The sequence below is a fragment of the Rhodococcus sp. NPDC057014 genome (assembly GCF_042673295.1).
GTDB lineage: Bacteria > Actinomycetota > Actinomycetes > Mycobacteriales > Mycobacteriaceae > Rhodococcus_F.
This window is the reverse complement of the sequence record NZ_JBHUSF010000209.1, coordinates 1-15,835: the sequence shown is the minus strand read 5'-3', so window position 1 is coordinate 15,835 and position 15,835 is coordinate 1. Positions and strand designations below refer to the sequence as shown.

General features: G+C 64.9%; 19 protein-coding genes and 1 pseudogene. 11 read left to right on the top strand and 9 right to left on the bottom strand.

Annotation, left to right across the window (positions count from 1 at the left end; all coding sequences use genetic code 11):
* Positions 1-97: 97 nt before the first annotated feature.
* The 3 genes from ACFTZB_RS30635 to ACFTZB_RS30625 all read left to right on the top strand — a co-directional run bounded on the left by ACFTZB_RS30635 (position 98) and on the right by ACFTZB_RS30625 (position 1,447).
* Positions 98-598 carry a DUF6328 family protein gene (locus tag ACFTZB_RS30635; RefSeq protein ID WP_378437191.1) on the top strand — a complete coding sequence of 167 codons (501 nt, stop codon included), beginning with the start codon at positions 98-100 and terminating at the stop codon, positions 596-598.
* A 66-nt stretch (positions 599-664) separates the two neighbouring features.
* Positions 665-808 (top strand): hypothetical protein, encoded by a 144-nt coding sequence (locus tag ACFTZB_RS30630; RefSeq protein ID WP_378437193.1) that lies wholly within the window; start codon positions 665-667, stop codon positions 806-808.
* Positions 809-865: 57 nt separating this feature from the next.
* Entirely contained in the window at positions 866-1,447 is a 582-nt protein-coding gene (locus tag ACFTZB_RS30625) for a DinB family protein (protein WP_378437189.1), read from the top strand.
* A gap of 5 nt (positions 1,448-1,452) precedes the next feature.
* On the opposite strand, the gene ACFTZB_RS30620 is transcribed toward ACFTZB_RS30625, so the two are convergent.
* Positions 1,453-3,171, bottom strand: a complete 1,719-nt coding sequence (locus ACFTZB_RS30620; protein WP_378437187.1) for a cutinase family protein — start codon at positions 3,169-3,171, stop codon at positions 1,453-1,455.
* Positions 3,172-3,303: 132 nt separating this feature from the next.
* A pseudogene (locus ACFTZB_RS30615) lies at positions 3,304-3,501 on the bottom strand (hypothetical protein); the annotation flags it as partial.
* A 124-nt stretch (positions 3,502-3,625) separates the two neighbouring features.
* Between ACFTZB_RS30615 and ACFTZB_RS30610 the strand changes: the two are divergent.
* Together ACFTZB_RS30610 and ACFTZB_RS30605 are read left to right on the top strand one after the other, a co-directional pair.
* Positions 3,626-4,351, top strand: a complete 726-nt coding sequence (locus tag ACFTZB_RS30610) for a GAF and ANTAR domain-containing protein (RefSeq protein ID WP_378437185.1) — start codon at positions 3,626-3,628, stop codon at positions 4,349-4,351.
* Between the two features lie 360 nt (positions 4,352-4,711).
* Positions 4,712-5,347 (top strand): hypothetical protein, encoded by a 636-nt coding sequence (locus ACFTZB_RS30605; RefSeq protein ID WP_378437183.1) that lies wholly within the window; start codon positions 4,712-4,714, stop codon positions 5,345-5,347.
* A gap of 56 nt (positions 5,348-5,403) precedes the next feature.
* Here the strand turns inward: ACFTZB_RS30605 and ACFTZB_RS30600 are convergent, their stop codons facing one another.
* Both ACFTZB_RS30600 and ACFTZB_RS30595 read right to left on the bottom strand, forming a co-directional pair.
* The gene (locus ACFTZB_RS30600; protein ID WP_378437181.1) at positions 5,404-6,111 is read right to left on the bottom strand and encodes an SMI1/KNR4 family protein; all 708 of its coding nucleotides are present in this window, start codon (positions 6,109-6,111) and stop codon (positions 5,404-5,406) included.
* Positions 6,112-6,250: 139 nt separating this feature from the next.
* Positions 6,251-6,694, bottom strand: coding sequence for a hypothetical protein (locus ACFTZB_RS30595; protein WP_378437179.1), 444 nt, complete (start codon positions 6,692-6,694; stop codon positions 6,251-6,253).
* Between the two features lie 220 nt (positions 6,695-6,914).
* Here ACFTZB_RS30595 and ACFTZB_RS30590 point away from each other — a divergent pair, with 220 nt between their 5' ends.
* Complete coding sequence (locus tag ACFTZB_RS30590) at positions 6,915-7,418, top strand: hypothetical protein (RefSeq protein WP_378437177.1); 504 nt, start codon at positions 6,915-6,917, stop codon at positions 7,416-7,418.
* Positions 7,419-7,423: 5 nt separating this feature from the next.
* On the opposite strand, the gene ACFTZB_RS30585 is transcribed toward ACFTZB_RS30590, so the two are convergent.
* The gene (locus tag ACFTZB_RS30585; protein ID WP_378437176.1) at positions 7,424-8,152 is read right to left on the bottom strand and encodes a hypothetical protein; all 729 of its coding nucleotides are present in this window, start codon (positions 8,150-8,152) and stop codon (positions 7,424-7,426) included.
* Positions 8,153-8,346: 194 nt separating this feature from the next.
* Between ACFTZB_RS30585 and ACFTZB_RS30580 the strand changes: the two genes are divergently transcribed.
* Entirely contained in the window at positions 8,347-10,113 is a 1,767-nt protein-coding gene (locus ACFTZB_RS30580) for an ABC transporter ATP-binding protein (RefSeq protein ID WP_378437173.1), read from the top strand.
* Between the two features lie 207 nt (positions 10,114-10,320).
* Positions 10,321-11,082 (top strand): hypothetical protein, encoded by a 762-nt coding sequence (locus ACFTZB_RS30575; RefSeq protein ID WP_378437171.1) that lies wholly within the window; start codon positions 10,321-10,323, stop codon positions 11,080-11,082.
* 37 nt (positions 11,083-11,119) lie between these two features.
* Here the strand turns inward: ACFTZB_RS30575 and ACFTZB_RS30570 are convergent, their stop codons facing one another.
* Positions 11,120-12,418, bottom strand: a complete 1,299-nt coding sequence (locus tag ACFTZB_RS30570) for a hypothetical protein (protein ID WP_378437169.1) — start codon at positions 12,416-12,418, stop codon at positions 11,120-11,122.
* A 326-nt stretch (positions 12,419-12,744) separates the two neighbouring features.
* On the opposite strand from ACFTZB_RS30570, the gene ACFTZB_RS30565 reads away from it, so the two are divergent.
* Both ACFTZB_RS30565 and ACFTZB_RS30560 read left to right on the top strand, forming a co-directional pair.
* Positions 12,745-13,521: a hypothetical protein gene (locus tag ACFTZB_RS30565; protein ID WP_378437167.1), complete on the top strand. Its 777-nt coding sequence runs from the start codon at positions 12,745-12,747 to the stop codon at positions 13,519-13,521.
* A 125-nt stretch (positions 13,522-13,646) separates the two neighbouring features.
* Positions 13,647-14,003, top strand: a complete 357-nt coding sequence (locus ACFTZB_RS30560; RefSeq protein WP_378437165.1) for a hypothetical protein — start codon at positions 13,647-13,649, stop codon at positions 14,001-14,003.
* A gap of 51 nt (positions 14,004-14,054) precedes the next feature.
* Here the strand turns inward: ACFTZB_RS30560 and ACFTZB_RS30555 are convergent, their stop codons facing one another.
* Positions 14,055-14,597, bottom strand: a complete 543-nt coding sequence (locus ACFTZB_RS30555; protein WP_378437163.1) for a hypothetical protein — start codon at positions 14,595-14,597, stop codon at positions 14,055-14,057.
* Positions 14,598-14,682: 85 nt separating this feature from the next.
* On the opposite strand from ACFTZB_RS30555, the gene ACFTZB_RS30550 reads away from it, so the two are divergent.
* On the top strand, positions 14,683-15,015 hold the full coding sequence (locus ACFTZB_RS30550; RefSeq protein ID WP_378437161.1) for a hypothetical protein: 333 nt from the start codon (positions 14,683-14,685) through the stop codon (positions 15,013-15,015).
* A 51-nt stretch (positions 15,016-15,066) separates the two neighbouring features.
* On the opposite strand, the gene ACFTZB_RS30545 is transcribed toward ACFTZB_RS30550, so the two are convergent.
* Together ACFTZB_RS30545 and ACFTZB_RS30540 are read right to left on the bottom strand one after the other, a co-directional pair.
* Entirely contained in the window at positions 15,067-15,396 is a 330-nt protein-coding gene (locus tag ACFTZB_RS30545) for a type II toxin-antitoxin system PemK/MazF family toxin (RefSeq protein ID WP_378437159.1), read from the bottom strand.
* Positions 15,393-15,614 carry an antitoxin MazE family protein gene (locus tag ACFTZB_RS30540; protein WP_378437157.1) on the bottom strand — a complete coding sequence of 74 codons (222 nt, stop codon included), beginning with the start codon at positions 15,612-15,614 and terminating at the stop codon, positions 15,393-15,395. The genes ACFTZB_RS30545 and ACFTZB_RS30540 overlap by 4 nt, the downstream gene beginning before the upstream one ends.
* Between the last annotated feature and the right edge of the window lie 221 nt (positions 15,615-15,835).

Here is a 15,835-nt window from a genome sequence, read left to right as displayed (position 1 = left end):
CTCTTCGGCGTCCGCCACGTCCTCGAACCGCGCATCGACGGCAACGGATTTCGCGCGAATCAGTGGTCTCGCACCCGCAATGGGGTATTCGTAAGGGATGGACAGTCGAGGGTCGGATCGCGACGATGCCGACTGGAACTTCCGCGCCCGCCACGAGACCGGGACTCAACGGCTCGACCGGAACTGGAGTGGTCTTCTCCAGGAACTGCGCGTCGTGCAGACCGGTGTGCAGCTGCTCACCGGATTCCTGCTGACGCTGCCGTTCCAGCAACGTTTCGAGGACCTCACAGACAGCGAGGTGGGCATCTATCTGGCGACGGTCGCCCTGTCGGTGACGTCGACGATGCTGCTCGTCGCGCCCGTCGGTCTGCACCGCATGCTCTTCCGCAGGCACGCACTCCCCGAGCTCGTCGCGGCCTCGCATCGTCTCGCGATCTGCGGTATCGCCACCCTCGGCCTGGCACTGATCGGTGTGGTGGCGTTGATCTTCAGCTTCGTGATCTCACCTCTCGCGGGAGGCGTCGCCGCCGCTGTCGCGCTGGTGATGTTCTGCGGACTCTGGGGTTTCGCCGCAGTCCTGCAGTCGCGGCATCGGTGAGCCCCGCGTTTCGGTCTCACGGCTTCCGGGTAGGCGAAGCGGGGGCAGCGGAAGGAGAGAGTGATCGTGTCCGAGAGCACACACGACGAGAGGGACGAGCCCAAAGGCGGGCGCCCGGGCCCAGCCGATCACGGCAAGGACGGTGGCATGGCCACGAGAGAGAACGCGCCCGAGTTGACGGACGACTCCGCAGACGCCGACACCGACTGACCACACCCGATCGCCGCTCGAGCACAGAAGGAATGCCGTGACGGACCAGGAAGCGCATTGACCGATCCGAAGGCGGACCTCCACGACTACCTCCAGACCGCCCGCGATGCTCTGCTGTGGAAGCTGGGCGGGTTGTCCGAGTACGACATCCGCCGACCGATGACCGCGACCGGCACGAACCTACTGGGGCTGGTCAAACACCTGACCGGCGTCGAGATCGGCTATTTCGGTGAGCCCTTCGGCCGATCCGCGGACTTCCCACCGTGGGTGACCGACGACGCCGAAGACAACGTGGACATGTGGGCGACGGCCGACGAGTCCCGCGACTACGTCGTCGGCCTGTACCGCCGGGCGTGGGAGCACGCCGATGCCACCGTCCGGGCGTTGCCGCTCGACGCGCCCGGGCGGATACCGCACTGGCCGGAAGACCGCCGCGACGTCACACTGCATCGGATTCTCGTACACGTGATCGCCGAGACTCACCGGCACGCGGGCCACGCCGACATCGTCCGCGAACTCGTCGACGGAACCGCTGGGCTGAGGGCGGACAACGACAACCTGCCCACAGTCGAGCGCACGTGGTGGGAGAGCTACCGAGCCCGCGTCGAACGGGCGGCACGCGAAGCCGGCCCAGGCTGAGCGCTTCACCCCGCAGGTTGCGCAGTCGTCGTGGTGACGACCGGCGTGATGGTGGTCACCGACTCCGCAGCGGTGGTCGTCGTCGGTTCGGCCGTGATGGTCGCGGCTGCGGAGGATTCCGAGACGGCCTGCGGCACAGACGGCGGCGTCGTGGTTACTGCGGCCACCTCCACGGCGGTCGTGGGTTCCGGCGATGTCGTGGAGGCGACCGTCGTGGGTGCCGCTGAGCGGGTGCTCGTCGTGGTTGCACCCACCGTGCTGCCGGCCGGCGAGGGCTGCTTCTCGGCGGCTGTTGTGGTGGGTGCGACCTGCGCCGCTTCCGCGTCCGTCGTCGAGGCGGCGGCGAGTGTCGCTGTCGACTGCGCAGTCGCGGCCGTGCGCGCCTCGCCCTTTTCCGCTTCCTGCGCCAGGTGCGTCAGCCAGGCCGCTGCGTACTGGGCAGACGTCAGCGGTTTTCCGTTCCCGGCATTCGCGTCACGCCAATAGTCGAAGTGGTGGCCGGTCCCCTCCCCCAACGTCTGCTGGTACGGATCGCTCATCGCCACCTGGATCGTGTTCTGGTTGTCCGCGATGAACCCGATGATTTCGTTCCGCACCTTCGCGGGCAGGTAGACCAGGTCGACCGCCTGATTGGACGAGATCGGACCGGCCGACGTGTCGGACTGCACCGCAACGGGTTCGGTGGGCTTGTACGCCGGATCCGACACCTTGACCAACACGTCGAGGAACGTCTCGTCGGACTGCATCCAATTGTCCTGCGACTGGATGTCCGCGAACGCGGCGAGAGCGATCTGCCCGATCACCACCGCGAGATCCTGTCCCGTCGCCGGCGTCAGACCCTCCTTCTGCAACGCGTCGACGTTCAACTGGCGTCCCACGTTGATTGCGAGTTGCAGCAGCGCAATGTTCTCGGGAGCGGAGCAGGTCAGATCTCCTTCCGAGCAGAACGATGCCACCTTGCCGTCCAACGCGCCGAAACTGCCGGACGTCCCGGGCAGTGCACCTCGTCCGGGTGTGCCGGTCTGACCGGACTGGTAGGCGAGATCGAAGCCGTCGGGATTGCGGAATTCGTTCTCGGCGCCCGGAAATGCTCCTTCACCGAGAGTGCGGCCGGCGTCCGCCAGGATGACGACGCCGACGACGGAAGCGGGATCCAGAATGTCGTACGAGCCGTCCTCGCCGTCCTGGTTCCCGACTTCCATCGCAACGCGTCTCGCGACGTCGGCGCCTTCGCTGTAGCCGACAATCGAGAACTTCGTGTCCGGGCACGACGCGTGAATGGAGCGCATGACGGTTTCGGTGTTGTCGACGCCGGCGTTCACCGCGTCCTCGTAGGAGTTCATGTTCGCCGGGTACTCGATGTACACCGCGGCGTAGGACCCACCGCCGACGGATTGCTGCGGCGCGTTCACCACTTCATCGATCCAGGGGCTGGTGTAGTTGCTCGAGTACGACGCAGGAAGCGGCGTGCCGTCCGGTGCCACGAGCATCTGGTGTGTACCCGGCCTCGGACTGTCGCCGCGGCCGGCCACGGCGATGCTGACCATGTCGTAGCACGCATTCGAGGCCGCTGCCGTCAACGCTGTCGCCGTCGTGGCGGGTGAGCCGGGGTTCGACCATGGTGTCGCGAGCAGTGCCGCCAGTCCCAGGGCGCCAGGGGCGACCAGACTGCCTGCGATCCTCCGTCGATGCGCGACCTTGCGTGCTGAAACGCGACGTTCCATGGTCTACCCCATCCGTTCGTGGCGCGTGCCGAACACCCGAGTAGGTGTCAACGCGTTAACAGACAAGTCGCGCAACGCCGCAGCGGTGTTACACGGTGCTCCGGCAGAGTGGCCTCACGACGCTCGCGGATGCGCGAACCCCAGATGCCGGCCGCCGCGGTTCGAAGACTCCCTGCGCACCAACGCAATACCCCGATCCCACTCGGACCGCGGAAGTTTCCGAGCCCTGCGGTCCGCACGGATACTCGCGACATCGGCGAAGACCGCTCGCACCGCACACCCCGGGATGACCGTTGCGAGGTGTTCGAAACTGTGTTCGATAGCCCCCATTTGTCGCAGCGACGGCAGCGGTCGAGCCACCGGCGGTTGTCGCCGTTCTGGCAGAATTGTGCGGACGTCGCGGGAACCGCGGCGCCCGGTTCACGTCGCGTTGTCGCACCTCGGGAGGCGAGTCATGTCGGATGATCCTTCGGGGACGGCACGTATGGGAGACGACGGTCCCGGCGCCGTCTTCGCGAAGTTGGCAGAGATGGTGTACAACGGCGACGACTTCGATCACGTCTACCGGGCCATCTGCGATGCCGCGGCCACTCTTGTCCCCGGGTGTGCGCATGCCAGCCTCATGCTGAAGCAGAATGATCGCCACATCACCGTGGCGGCGAGCGACGAGGTCGCAGCGCACGTCGACGCCCTCGAGCGAGCCGAGCAGGAAGGGCCCTGCCTCGATGCGATCGAGAATGACGCACCGCAGGTAGAAACCGAACTCGCGCGTTCGACGCAATGGCCGCGGCTCGCCCGGCGGACTATCGCCGAGACGCCCGTCCGAGGTGCCGCAGGGTTCCGGCTCCTCATCCGTGGGCGGAAGGTCGGCGCACTCAACCTGTTCGCGGACAACCCCGGAGAACTCACCGACGAATCGATCGACCAAGCGATTCTGATCACGGCGTTCGCGGCGGTGACGTTGACAGCGCTCCACGAACACCAGGAAGCGCAGACGCTTCGCGACGGCCTCGCGAGCAACCGCGAGATCGGGAAAGCCATCGGGCTGTTGATGGCGTTCCACGACATCTCGGAGGACCGGGCTTTCGACCTGTTGCGCAAGACGTCACAGGACATGAACATCAAGCTCACCGGCGTCGCACGGGAAGTCATCGCGCATCACAATTCGAAGTTCGACTGAGTGTAGGGTCTCCAGAACCGTGGCACGACCATCAGTCGGAATCTCACGGTGAGTGGCGGGCCGGTGGCGGATCAGCCACCGTTGTGAGACGCGCCCACTTTCAGAATCGGGGGTCAACGGACCGCCGTTGACCGCCCCGAATGCGCGGCTCCAGATCGTTCGGGTGTCCCGATTGACGCCCCGAAAGCAAAATCATCACCGGACGGGTCAAACGGGAACGCGCAGCTCAGGGAGTCTCGATCAACGACCCGCTTCCGGAGACGTGCCGATCAACGTTCGGCTATCGGACGTGCCGATACCTGTCGGCTCTTACACTGTGGCGATGGGGGCGCGCACCGAGACCGATCCCGCTGGAGTGGCATGAGCTGGTTGATGCGTGAGGACCAGCGAATGGTGGAAAAATTTCTCCTGCAGGGCGTTATCACCCTCGCCGAGGCACGTCGGCTTCGAACACCATCTGCTCAGGATCCGTTTCTCCGGGACGCCGTCGACAACCTCCTGATGGATCTGTCCGGCTACCCCCTCAGAGAAGGCGGGCCACGCTCCGGGCTGGACCAACTCGAGTACTTCAGCAAGGCCATCGCACGGGAGCCAACCGAGTTCGCCCACGGTCTCGATACCCGAGTCGGAAAAATCGTTCTCGATGCGACGTCGGGTCTTACCCATGAGAACCGTGCCGAACGTCGATGGGCGATTCTCGATCCTCTCGGGGCGCCGCGGATGGACCGGCGGGAGGCCGGCATGAACGTCTGGGTGCGGCTCCTGTCTTCCCGTGTGACGGACGGCCTGCTGCACCCGGTTCTGTGTGCAGAGCTAATTGCCGACGTGGGCCCGCTGTCTGCGGATGATGCGTACAACTCGCGAGAGGTGCAGATCAACCGCGCTGCTCCGGGTTTGTACAAGACGTGGGTGTCCGATCCCGGCACCCGTGACAGCCAGGAACACAGCATGCGGGAGCTGTTCGAGTCAGTCAGTTGGGCTCGTTCGTTGTCCTGAGTGTCCGCGGTCCCTTTCGCCGATCGGCTTACGGCGGTGCAGCCACCACCGATCGGCTACACCGCCGGGTTCCATGCCAACCGTTCGTCGACGATAGACGGCACCCATTGTGTGCGCCGGACTTTGAGTGCGCTGGTGCGTTCGAGGCTTGTTGCCAGGTCGGCCAACATCGAGCTCAGGGAGAGCCAGAGGGGCGGTTCCCATGCCCAATCTTCACGGGGCCATTCGTTGACACAGCCATGTAGCGGTCCTGGCCGCGTGTCAACGAAAAGGTGGTCACTGTCTGCGTTTCCTATAGGGATGAACGCTGACAGAAACACCTCGGACGGTGAACCTGCGGGCTCTTTCGCGAACTTGTCAGGGGACACTGGAGGCCCGTAGTACGCGATTGTCGCGCCCTCCACCCTGCGATGGTGATCGGCAACAACGCGATCAAGCGACAGCAGCTCATGGCGGGGAAAAAGCGAAATCCAGTTCTCTCGTGGGAATCCGTTGATCAATCGATAGAATTCTCGGAGCTCGCTCGTCCAAACGGCCGTGGCCTGCTCGGCGTCCGCTATCTGCTCGTCAGTGGCTCCGACGAGCGCCGGATGCGAGAGATTGGTTCGTAACCAGGACGCGATTCGGGTCCACTGCTCGAGCACCGAGCTGGCGGGGGTCGATCGGAGGAGTTCGAGAACCTGCTCTTCTGTGGAGGTATGGAGGATCGCTTTGATAGCGGCGATCTCGTCAGGAGCATCGCCTCTCACGGTTCCATCGGTCATCGCACAACGGTGCCACACATTGCAGGTGCGTTCACGTAGGTTCTGCACTGCAGCGTTGTGCGCGGGACTCATCCGCGATGCTCCCGCAAGCGGATCTGTATCCGGTCGCGAGAAGCTGTACCGCAGTTCCGTCGACGTATCAGTGCACAGTTCGATCCGCCGAATTCGAATCGCCCTCAAGCTGGCGTCGCACAGAGGCAAGGCGCCCACCGACCCATTGGTGGACCGCCGACAACAGGAGAGCTGCCAGCGCCACCGGGATATAGAAACCGAGGATGACGAGCGTCGGCCGCAGCGCAAGAAGCCATTGAACCGAGACAAGCAGCAGAACCACGGCCACGAGCCACGCGATGCCGCGCCGCGGCATCAATGCGGGCGCCAAGCACAGCAGCGGTGGGATTGCGAGCAATCCGGAGGTGAGGAGGTAACCATATTGGTCGGCAATGGACGCCTCGCACTCCGCCCAGGTATTCACCCCTTGCGCAGGGAAGACCCCGATCTCACAGGACGTGATCTGGAACATCGGCTGCGACGCCACGAAGACGCCGAGTGCAGCAGCGAAGGATGCCAACAGAATCCACATCGCCCGGACAACCCTCATCATCAGATCATGTCACCCCCTCTGGCCTGTCAACGGACCGACCGGTGAGGGATCCGTCAATGGGACCATCTGCCGAGTTTCGCGGCTGTGGTGGCGGCGGTGAGGCTAACCTCCTGACCATGCCTATTCGGGTCGGCATTGCGTCTCTGGGATGGTTTTCGGGTGTGCGCCGCCGTCGATCTGGGTCCACATCAGGAGAGCCATGTCGTGGCACATAGGGATGCTTCCACCGGAAACACCCGACCTCGGCGCCATCGCGCACGGACCCACTGTCCTGGCGCGTAGCCCGGGCTTACAGGTCGGGCTACGCACGATCATCGCCTACAAGGGTGGGCTCGAAATCGCCGTGATGGTCATCGCGACCGGCGCGCATGCCGACGTCGCCGACCGCCAGTACATGGCGCCGGCCGAGATCGACCCGGTTACCGGACGCCCGAACCCCCACCCGGTCCTGGGGGTGGCCTTCCGGTTCAGCGCCGCCGACGACTCGACCGAGCAACCATTTCCCCGCCGCAGCACCGCCGCACGATCGAAGCCCGGCGTGTTCCGGCGCGAGTTCTTGTACACCACGAGCGAACTTCCTCGCTCGACCCTCCTGCGGTACCTCGTCGCATGGCCGCAGGTGGGGTTGTCCGCCACCACAGTCGAACTCACGCTCCCTGACCCGGATGATCTGCGTCGCCACATCATCCCCATGCCGAACTAAGCGGGTCAACATCTGGTGTCGTCGGGCTCCGTCAGGACGAGCGTGCCCGGAGGTGACTGCAACTGCAGGTCGAGCAGTTCGGCGACCACCCGGTAGCGCCCAGCCGCTAGCGCCTCGATGTCCGATCCCAGGTTGACTTGCAGGGACATGCGGCCGCCCGGGGCGAGGTCGGGCAGTGGAGGTGCGTGGGCGAAAAGCATCAGGCCGGTTCCCAGCCGTTCGCCGTCCGGTCCGAGCACCCACCCGCGGACGGTCATGTGATCGCCGACGTCGTTCGTCCAAACGTGGTCGGCGGTATTGAGCAGATCGATCGGCACTTCGGGCAGTGTGCCAACCGTGGCGGTTTGCTCGGCTGGCCACCGCAGTTCCAGGCCTGCCCGCCGGGCCGCGCAGGGCCGCCGCAGCGGGACCGGCCCGGGATCGGTGCTGACGGTCCAGGCTTCTCCGATCCAGTGCAGGCACACCAGTACCCACCCATTTCGCTGGTGTGGGTGCGGCGCGGCGAAGACGTCTCGCGGGTTGTCGATGAACTCCCAGCTGGGGAAGATCGGTCGCCAACCCTGACGAGGGAGATCGAGCAGGTCATCAGGAGAGCGAAAGGTGAGCTGGCGGCCACCGATCAGGTCCCACAGCGACGAACCGGGCCCCTCGAGTGCCGCCGGATCGACATCGAGAGAGCCGAGCCGAACCAGCCCCGGGTCTGACCGGTTCTCCTCGGAATCCGACCTCGTCATCTTCGAATTCTCTCGCACTTACGAACCACTTGTCCCGCAAGACGCCCACCGGGCGAACCCGCGCTACCGATGACGGATGGACAACCGGTCAGATCCCCACACGGTCGCTGCACCCCGAGCCGATCGGTCAACCAGAGATTCGGGTCCGGGCCAAATATGATGGCGGAACTTGTTTCTGGGGTTGGGGGGTACGGATGGATCCGCAGGGAGGAAACGCAGGCACCACCGAACGGGGAGGTATGCGGGCGTTGTGGCCGTATGTGCGTGAGCATCGCCGGTTGCTCGGGGCGGCAGCGGTGTTCTCCGTTGCCGCAGCCGGACTGAGTCTGGTGCAACCGGTGCTGGTGGGCCGGATCATCACCGCCGTCGGAGACGGCGGGCCGCTCAGCGACCTGGTGTGGGCGCTGGTCGGCCTCCTCGCCGCCGGTGCGGTCCTCGCCACGATCCAGTACTACCTGCTGCAACGGACCGCGGAGAGCGTGGTGCTCACCGCCCGCACCGAGCTGATCAGACACCTGCTGCGGCTGCCGATGAGCGAGTACCGCAGCCGCCACGTCGGGGACCTGGTCTCCCGGGTCGCCTCGGACACCACCCTGCTGCGTGCCGCGCTTACCGACGGTGTGGTCGAGCCCCTCGGCGGGATCCTCGTCCTGGTCGGTGCGCTGACCGCGATGATGCTGCTCGACCCGGTCCTGGCCGGGGTCACCGTCCTCGTCGTCGCGATCGTGGTCGCAGCGTCACTTCACATCACCCGGCGGCTGAGAGCGTTGACGTTCGAAACCCAGTCCCGGCTCGGGGACCTGACCGGCGATCTGAACCAGACCCTGTCGGCGATCAGCGTCATCCGCGCCAACGGGGCCACCGACCGCGCGCAGGCCCGGCTCGGCGACCGGGTCCGATCAGCGTTCGACGCCGGCATCTCTGCGGCGCGGTCCGGCGCCGCGATCGAGCCGCTCCGGCAGACCACCGGCCACGCCTCGCTGCTCGTCGTCCTCGGGGTCGGCGGTTACCGGGTGGCCACCGGGCATCTGACCGTCGCCGAACTGGTCACGTTCATCTTGTTCATGCTGTTGTTCATGGGCCCGGTGAACACCGCCTTCACCGCGGTGCAGTCTCTTGCCGCCGCCCTCGGTGCCCTGCAACGCATCTCCGACATCGAGCAGATTCCCGCCGAGGACGCCACCGACATCATCACCCACTCCGCACTCCCCGCACCGTCGGCGGCGCCGATGGTCCAATTCCGCGACGTCCGGTTCGGGTACCGCCCGAACCATCTCGTCCTCGACTCGGTGAGCTTCACTGTCGCACGCGGCTCCCGGACCGCGATCGTCGGACTCTCCGGTGCCGGCAAATCCACCCTCCTCGCCCTCATCGAACGGTTCTACGACCTCGACGGGGGCAGTATCGAACTGGCCGGGGCGGACGTCACCGCTCTGCCGCGGACCGTGCTGCGTTCGCAGCTGGGGTACGTGGAACAGAACGCGCCCGCGATCTCGGGCACGGTCCGGGAGAACCTCACCCTCGCCGCCCCGGAGGTGACGGATCTGGAGTGCTGGGCGGCCCTAGGCACGGTCAACCTGCGCGACCGGATCGACACCGAGGCCGAGGGCTTGGACGCGCAGATCGGTGAGCACGGCGTCCTCCTGTCCGGTGGTGAGCGGCAACGGTTGGCGATCGCCCGCACACTGCTCGCCCGGCCACCGCTGCTGCTGTTGGACGAGCCGACGTCGAGCCTGGACAGTCGCAACGAGGAAATCTTCCAGACCGCGCTCGAGGCCACCGGAGCCGATCAGACCGTCGTCATCGTCGCGCACCGGCTCGCGACGGTGAAGAACGCCGACCAGATCATCGTCCTCGACCACGGGCGGGTCCACGCGGTCGGCACCCACAACGAGCTGCTCAGCACCAGCGAGCTCTACCGCGAACTCGCCCATCACCAACTGATCGGCATCCCGGACTAGACCCGCCGGGGAGCAACCACCGGCGCCGGCATCAGAACGAGGCGGCGGCAACCGGATGTCTGTCCCCCGGAAGCGGATCCGCTTGCGGAACCACCTGCCCGCAAGCGCGTTGACGGCCAGACTGTCCCTCTGATGGTTCCCTTTTCGCTGGTTAGTCCTGCGCGTGATGTCGGTACACGGGTCTCCGCGATGTGGTGCAGTAGGACGATGGCCTGGGATCCCGACACGACTGATAGCCAGGACTGGGCCGAGCGTGGCCTCCGAATAGCAGCCGATACCACCGCCGGCACCTGGATCGTCGAACACGTGCACAACTTCGACCACACTGTCGCCGCCCTGGTGCCACCCGTGTTCCCGGCGTACGCCCGGATCTTCCACCCCGCAAGCACCCTTGACGACAAGTCCGTGCGCTGGGCAGCTGTCGCCGAAGCCAATGGCACCGTCGCGCACCCCGTCATGGAATGGGGGTCCATCGTGGGTAGCTGGCACACCAGCGAACAGGAGGGTATGTGGCACGACTCCCCGAGTCGGGGGTCGCTACCCGTGCGAACAGCACGCGCGCTGGCCGACGTCCTCCGACGATTTACAGGCACACCCGACCACTGTTGGTTCGCCCACTGGGAAGGATCCGGCTACATCACGCCGCCATCGAACTACCCTCGGCTGCCCATGCCTAGCCGAGACATGGTCCTCTTCTCGGGAAGTATCGACCTCGCAGATATCCAGTTCGGGGCCGACAAGCAGTTTCCGGGAGGGATGAGCGCGCATCTGTGGTGGCCCGACGACCACGCCTGGTGTGTGGCGACGGACATCGACCTGATGACGACCTATCTGGGGGCATCAGCAGAATGTGTCGACGCCGTTCTCGCCAACGCCGAACTCGAAGCGCTCCCCGCGACCCCTGCTCAAAAGGTCACCTGGGACAGCGACACCATTAACCCGCTGCCCGCGAGCCCATCGGGACTATGACCAGTGCCGTACGCCCATCCTTCATCGAATCGATTTCTCAGGGCATGGTCGTCACGTCGAGTGTGAGCTTCCCGTCCTCGCCGGAGCTGAATCCGAGTTCCGTCAGCGCCGGGTGGTCGAGTGGGGTGACTATCTGTTGTGCTCCGGCGTCGGCGGCGTCATGCACGAGCGCCATCACCAGCCGGTGCACTACATCGTCGGGGACCTCGGGCAGAGTCTCGATCACATCGACCGAGGCGACTGATTCGGTGTCGGTCCAGGTGGCGACCGCGTGTCCAAGGTAGTCCGACCCACATCCACCCGGATCGTTCCGCCAGACGTGCACCCAGGAGATCAGCAGTCCCTCTCGGTGCGCGGCGCCGGCGTCGTCGACGTGCATGCCGAGCCGTTGGAGAGAGCTTGCGGCGGCGTAACCGGGCACAGTCCTCCCGAGGCCGAACTCACGGCCCGGCAGATCCTCGCGCTCCCTCCGCGCTGGACCACACAAATGAATCACGCCGTCGATGCGTTCACGGCGAGATCGCAGGAGCAGTCCGGTCGACAGTTCCTCGTCGTAGGTCAGGGCCGCGGCCGACATCCAAGCACTCGGGTTATGCGCCGGCGGACTGGTGAACTCCGCCTCGGATTGAGGAATTCGGATAGAGGTAGCGAAAACATTCGGGTTCTTCTTCCACCGGAAGTGCACGTGCAGTGTGGCGCCATCGACGACGAGGCGGGTGGGCTGGAAGTGAGGGTTCACCGCGCCGCGCTGGCGGAAGAGGTGCCGCGCAGCCTCCACCGCTTGCTGAGCCGTGGGGGTGAGGGTCTCGAGTGGATCACCGGTGACGTCGATCTTCCAGGCACCGTCCGGATCGGTCCGAGGGTCTCGGACAGGTTCGGAGTCGGTGTACGGGCCACGGGTTGCGAGGTGTGTGCGCAGTTCGGTGTTCTCGGGCGATGGTTCGAGCTTGCGGGGTGCGGAGTGGGAGAAGAACAGCATGCCCCAGCGGTAGTTGTCCGGGGCGAGCATCGGGTCGCCGTTGCGGTCGACGAGGAGGGTGAACACCTTCTGGTAGGGCGGGATCTGACGTTTGAGCCGGTCAGGTATTTCGACGGTGAGCTGGTAGGCGTAGTCGGCCCATCGTGGGCCGAACATGGTGCGGGCCCAGGCCTCCGCCTCGGCATCTCCGAGCTCCATGAGTGTGCGACCGGAGGCGCGGGTGTCCTGGTACATGTCCGGGAAGGCTTGCACATGGGCGGTGATCGCGTACGGCTCCACGTCAGAGGCGAACGACCCGAGATCTGCGGCGGAGCGGTAACCGACCGTGACATCGACCCACGCTCCTGTAACCGTCACTGACCGACCCGTAAGGGACTCCTGTGCACGTTTGAAGGGCCATCCCAACTGTGGGCGCTCCCCAGAATTGCGCTCGATGTGGCGCATCAGATCGAAAACTTGGGCCAACCAGTCCCCAGCACCGGTGGCAGTCGCCGGGCTATCCGGCGGAAACATACTTTCGACGAGTCGATGAGTTCATACCAACACAGTAATCCTGAGTTGAAAGGTCGTGGTCCGATAAGCGATGCATCAATGGGATCTGTCACTACGAGGCGAAGAATATTGGCATGTGAACGGTTGTTGTGGTGATGCAGTATCGACTTATGCCTCCGACCATCGGAACGATGCGGACCTGGAACTACGACGAGGGCTGGGGCGTCATCGACTCGCCCGAGACGCCCGGTGGTTGCTGGATACATGCGACGACGCCTTCGACGAAGACTCGCGTGGGCTTGGATCCGGGTCGTCGAGTGTATTTCGAGTGGGAACGCCTCCCTGGGAAGGGGGTCCAGGACGGATTTGGCTTCGTCGCTACCGACGCATGGTACGTCGGTGAAGAACCGTATCGCCGCCCCCAGGGGCTTAGCACCGGTGCATTCAGTACGTCGCTGACCATCACCTTCGATGACGATCCTGACCACAAGGCTCACCGCATTGCCTCTCGCGGTGAGCAAGTGCTGACGGCCACCTGGATAGCGCGGCAGGGCGTGCACGTGGTCTCGTCGGACCTGCCGGATGCGTGGGTCAACGCGCTGGGTCGTATTGGCCGCGATCTGAACGTGCGGCAGTACGGCGGTGTGATCGAGCAGATCGACTGGGTCGCTGAGTACGAACCGGACAGCGGTTACGTGTTCCTTCTGAGCGACGTGACGGTGCTCGGTAGCGGGCCCAGCGGGTTAGGTATGAGCGGAAGTGGCGCCCAAATCGACGACGAAGAGGAGTCCGTCGTCGTCTGCATTGCCGACCTCGTGCAAGACCAGGTGGCCCGCGCTCACGTGGCGTGGCCGTGGGGCGATACCGGTGGATTCATGACCCCTCGACTCGTCGATGCCGTCGCGGTCTGGTCCGACAAAGTAGGCGGCCAACGAGTGATCGGCAGCCTCGAACGGCACACCGTTTGAGCTGTTCTGGATATTTATGCGCTGTTTCGGGTCTCGGTTATTCGACCGCTATCCTGAGCCTCGTCAATGAGATACCACAAGCGGATCGGCGAACGGAATCTGAGAAGCATGGATATCGTTCGGGTGTGCCCGAGATTGCTAGCCGGCGTCGCACCCAACCACCACCGCCTCGCTTTGTTTTCGAAGCCCTCACCAACCCTGAGCGTGACCCCGTTCGTCCGTGGCTGATCCTGCACGACGACGAACAACGTCCCACGATCGCCGAAGCGGTGGAACCGAACCTCGTCGTCTGGACGTCAATCTGGCCGTGGCGACCGGATGCACGGATCCGCTTCGACATCACGGGCCCACCACGCGGCAGCGCTACTCTGTGCTGGACATTGATCGTCGATGAACCAGTCCCGGACAGGGAAACGACCGTCCGCATGCGCAAGCGAGTGAATGAACTCATCAACGCGAATCTGCGCTTCACGTTCGGTTAGTAGTCGCCCGATCGAGGATCGGGCTTCGGGACGACATCGAGGAGCACCAAGTCAGTGAGGACGCTCGAGCTCGCGATAGCGCTCAGGGGGTGGGCCGTCACCGGCCCAGTACTCGGTTCCGTTGTCCCACCACGGGCGCACAATCACCGAGGGCGCTCGGACGCGTGCCCACGTGAGCGCTTCGTCGAGCGAGGTGAACTCCGGAGACATCTCGTACGATTCCTCGCCGCCCCAGGAGCCTTGGTAGATGCCCTCGTCCTCGGCAAGAACACGTCGAGCCCATTGCACCGGTCCGGGCTCGCCGGTCGGGATCCGACGCCAGGTCATGTGCACCACTCCGCACCGCCCGATCGCACCGAGTAGATCGTCACCAACGGCGATGAGTCGTCTCGCCTCGTTCTTGTCACGGTCGGCGACCTGTGGATCGTTCAGAACCTCGACCAGTCGATCCTGAACCTCGCCGACGTGATCATCGGTGAGTGGATCATCCCGAAGAGCCTCGGCGATGCGGTGGTGCAGGTCTGGGCGCCCGACGCTCTGAAGGTCGTTCGCGAGCGCGAGCGCAGGCTTGTCGAACACAGAGCGGCGGCCCATCTATCGATGGTATGTCCGGATCCGGATAGCCATCCGTTTTCGGAACAGTTCTCCTGCGGGGTTCCGCAGCTGCCACCATGAGCAGATGTACGAGTCGACGTTCGAGCTTGTCGACCGGTTCGCGGCCGCCCTCCCACGATCCGAAGAGCTTGCACAACCGGTCGAATCGATCGTCCAGCAGTTGACCGCGCGGGTCGCACGGCTCGGACGCATCACACAGAGGATGGAGGCCAACTCCAGCAACAACACGCTCGAATTCCTCCACGGTGTGCGTGGTGAGCTCAAGGCCACCGAAGCAGAGCTCCTCCACTGGCGAGTTGTTCTCGCACGGCTCACGGACAACGAAGTGCCAATCGATCCAGAACCCGTCCCTAAGGGAGAGTGGGTCGCCGAAACACCCCGCCAGGTCGACGAGTGAGACGCCCGGTGACGGATCCGCTTGCGACATCGCTCCGCCGAGCGAGCCGGCTCAATCGGCAAGCCCGAGAAATACCACAAGTGCGCGGTCCAGCCGAACCAGATCGGCATCGGTGAGTTGGCCGAGGCGGTCGCGTACATTTGCCCGCGGCATCGTCGTGACCTTGTCGACCATGATTTGACTTGGCTTTTCGATTCCGGTGGTGTCGGTCGGCTGCACGGCGATCCGGACAAGTGGCGCCTCGACGGGATTGGTCGTCAACGGGCACACCGTTACCGAACCGGTCGAGTCGAACCGATCGTCCTCGACGATGACCACGGGTCTCGGCTTGCCGGTGTATGCGCCACGCGCAGCAGCGATGTAGATGTCGCCCCGCCTCACTCGCCGGGCTCCGCCTCGTCCCAATCGACTGAGATGGCATCAACGAATGCCTGGTCATCGGCTTCATGCTCGCTCGCCGCGACGGCAGCCGACTGGCGGTGCGCTTCCGCGACGAACTCCGGAGCCCGTACGTCGGGCACCCAGATCTGGACGGGCCGCAGGCCCTGCTCGCGCAAACGCCGGCGATGCTCGCGTACCCGCTCCCGTATGCTCGCCATGCGGCAATGTTACATGTAACGGGTTCAGTCGACAACAGACGTGCGTCCGCTGGCCGATCGTTGACCGGACAGGCCGAACTGCCGGCCATCCGTAGACTGGCTCCGCTATGTTCCGGATCGGCTTGGTTGTTGATGTGCAGGATCGGCATATCTCTTCGATGGATCGCCGATCGGTATTCCGGCTTAGAGCCTTTGCGGACGCGCAGGTCGCCCCCAAGGGG

Coding starts and splice junctions, on each gene's coding strand:
- ACFTZB_RS30635 (WP_378437191.1), top strand. CDS start 98: ATGGACAGTCGAGGGTCGGATCGCGACGATGCCGACTGGAACTTCCGC.
- ACFTZB_RS30620 (WP_378437187.1), bottom strand. CDS start 3,171: ATGGAACGTCGCGTTTCAGCACGCAAGGTCGCGCATCGACGGAGGATC.
- ACFTZB_RS30610 (WP_378437185.1), top strand. CDS start 3,626: ATGTCGGATGATCCTTCGGGGACGGCACGTATGGGAGACGACGGTCCC.
- ACFTZB_RS30605 (WP_378437183.1), top strand. CDS start 4,712: ATGAGCTGGTTGATGCGTGAGGACCAGCGAATGGTGGAAAAATTTCTC.
- ACFTZB_RS30600 (WP_378437181.1), bottom strand. CDS start 6,111: ATGACCGATGGAACCGTGAGAGGCGATGCTCCTGACGAGATCGCCGCT.
- ACFTZB_RS30595 (WP_378437179.1), bottom strand. CDS start 6,694: ATGTGGATTCTGTTGGCATCCTTCGCTGCTGCACTCGGCGTCTTCGTG.
- ACFTZB_RS30590 (WP_378437177.1), top strand. CDS start 6,915: ATGTCGTGGCACATAGGGATGCTTCCACCGGAAACACCCGACCTCGGC.
- ACFTZB_RS30585 (WP_378437176.1), bottom strand. CDS start 8,152: ATGACGAGGTCGGATTCCGAGGAGAACCGGTCAGACCCGGGGCTGGTT.
- ACFTZB_RS30580 (WP_378437173.1), top strand. CDS start 8,347: ATGGATCCGCAGGGAGGAAACGCAGGCACCACCGAACGGGGAGGTATG.
- ACFTZB_RS30575 (WP_378437171.1), top strand. CDS start 10,321: ATGGCCTGGGATCCCGACACGACTGATAGCCAGGACTGGGCCGAGCGT.
- ACFTZB_RS30565 (WP_378437167.1), top strand. CDS start 12,745: ATGCGGACCTGGAACTACGACGAGGGCTGGGGCGTCATCGACTCGCCC.
- ACFTZB_RS30555 (WP_378437163.1), bottom strand. CDS start 14,597: ATGGGCCGCCGCTCTGTGTTCGACAAGCCTGCGCTCGCGCTCGCGAAC.
- ACFTZB_RS30550 (WP_378437161.1), top strand. CDS start 14,683: ATGTACGAGTCGACGTTCGAGCTTGTCGACCGGTTCGCGGCCGCCCTC.
- ACFTZB_RS30540 (WP_378437157.1), bottom strand. CDS start 15,614: ATGGCGAGCATACGGGAGCGGGTACGCGAGCATCGCCGGCGTTTGCGC.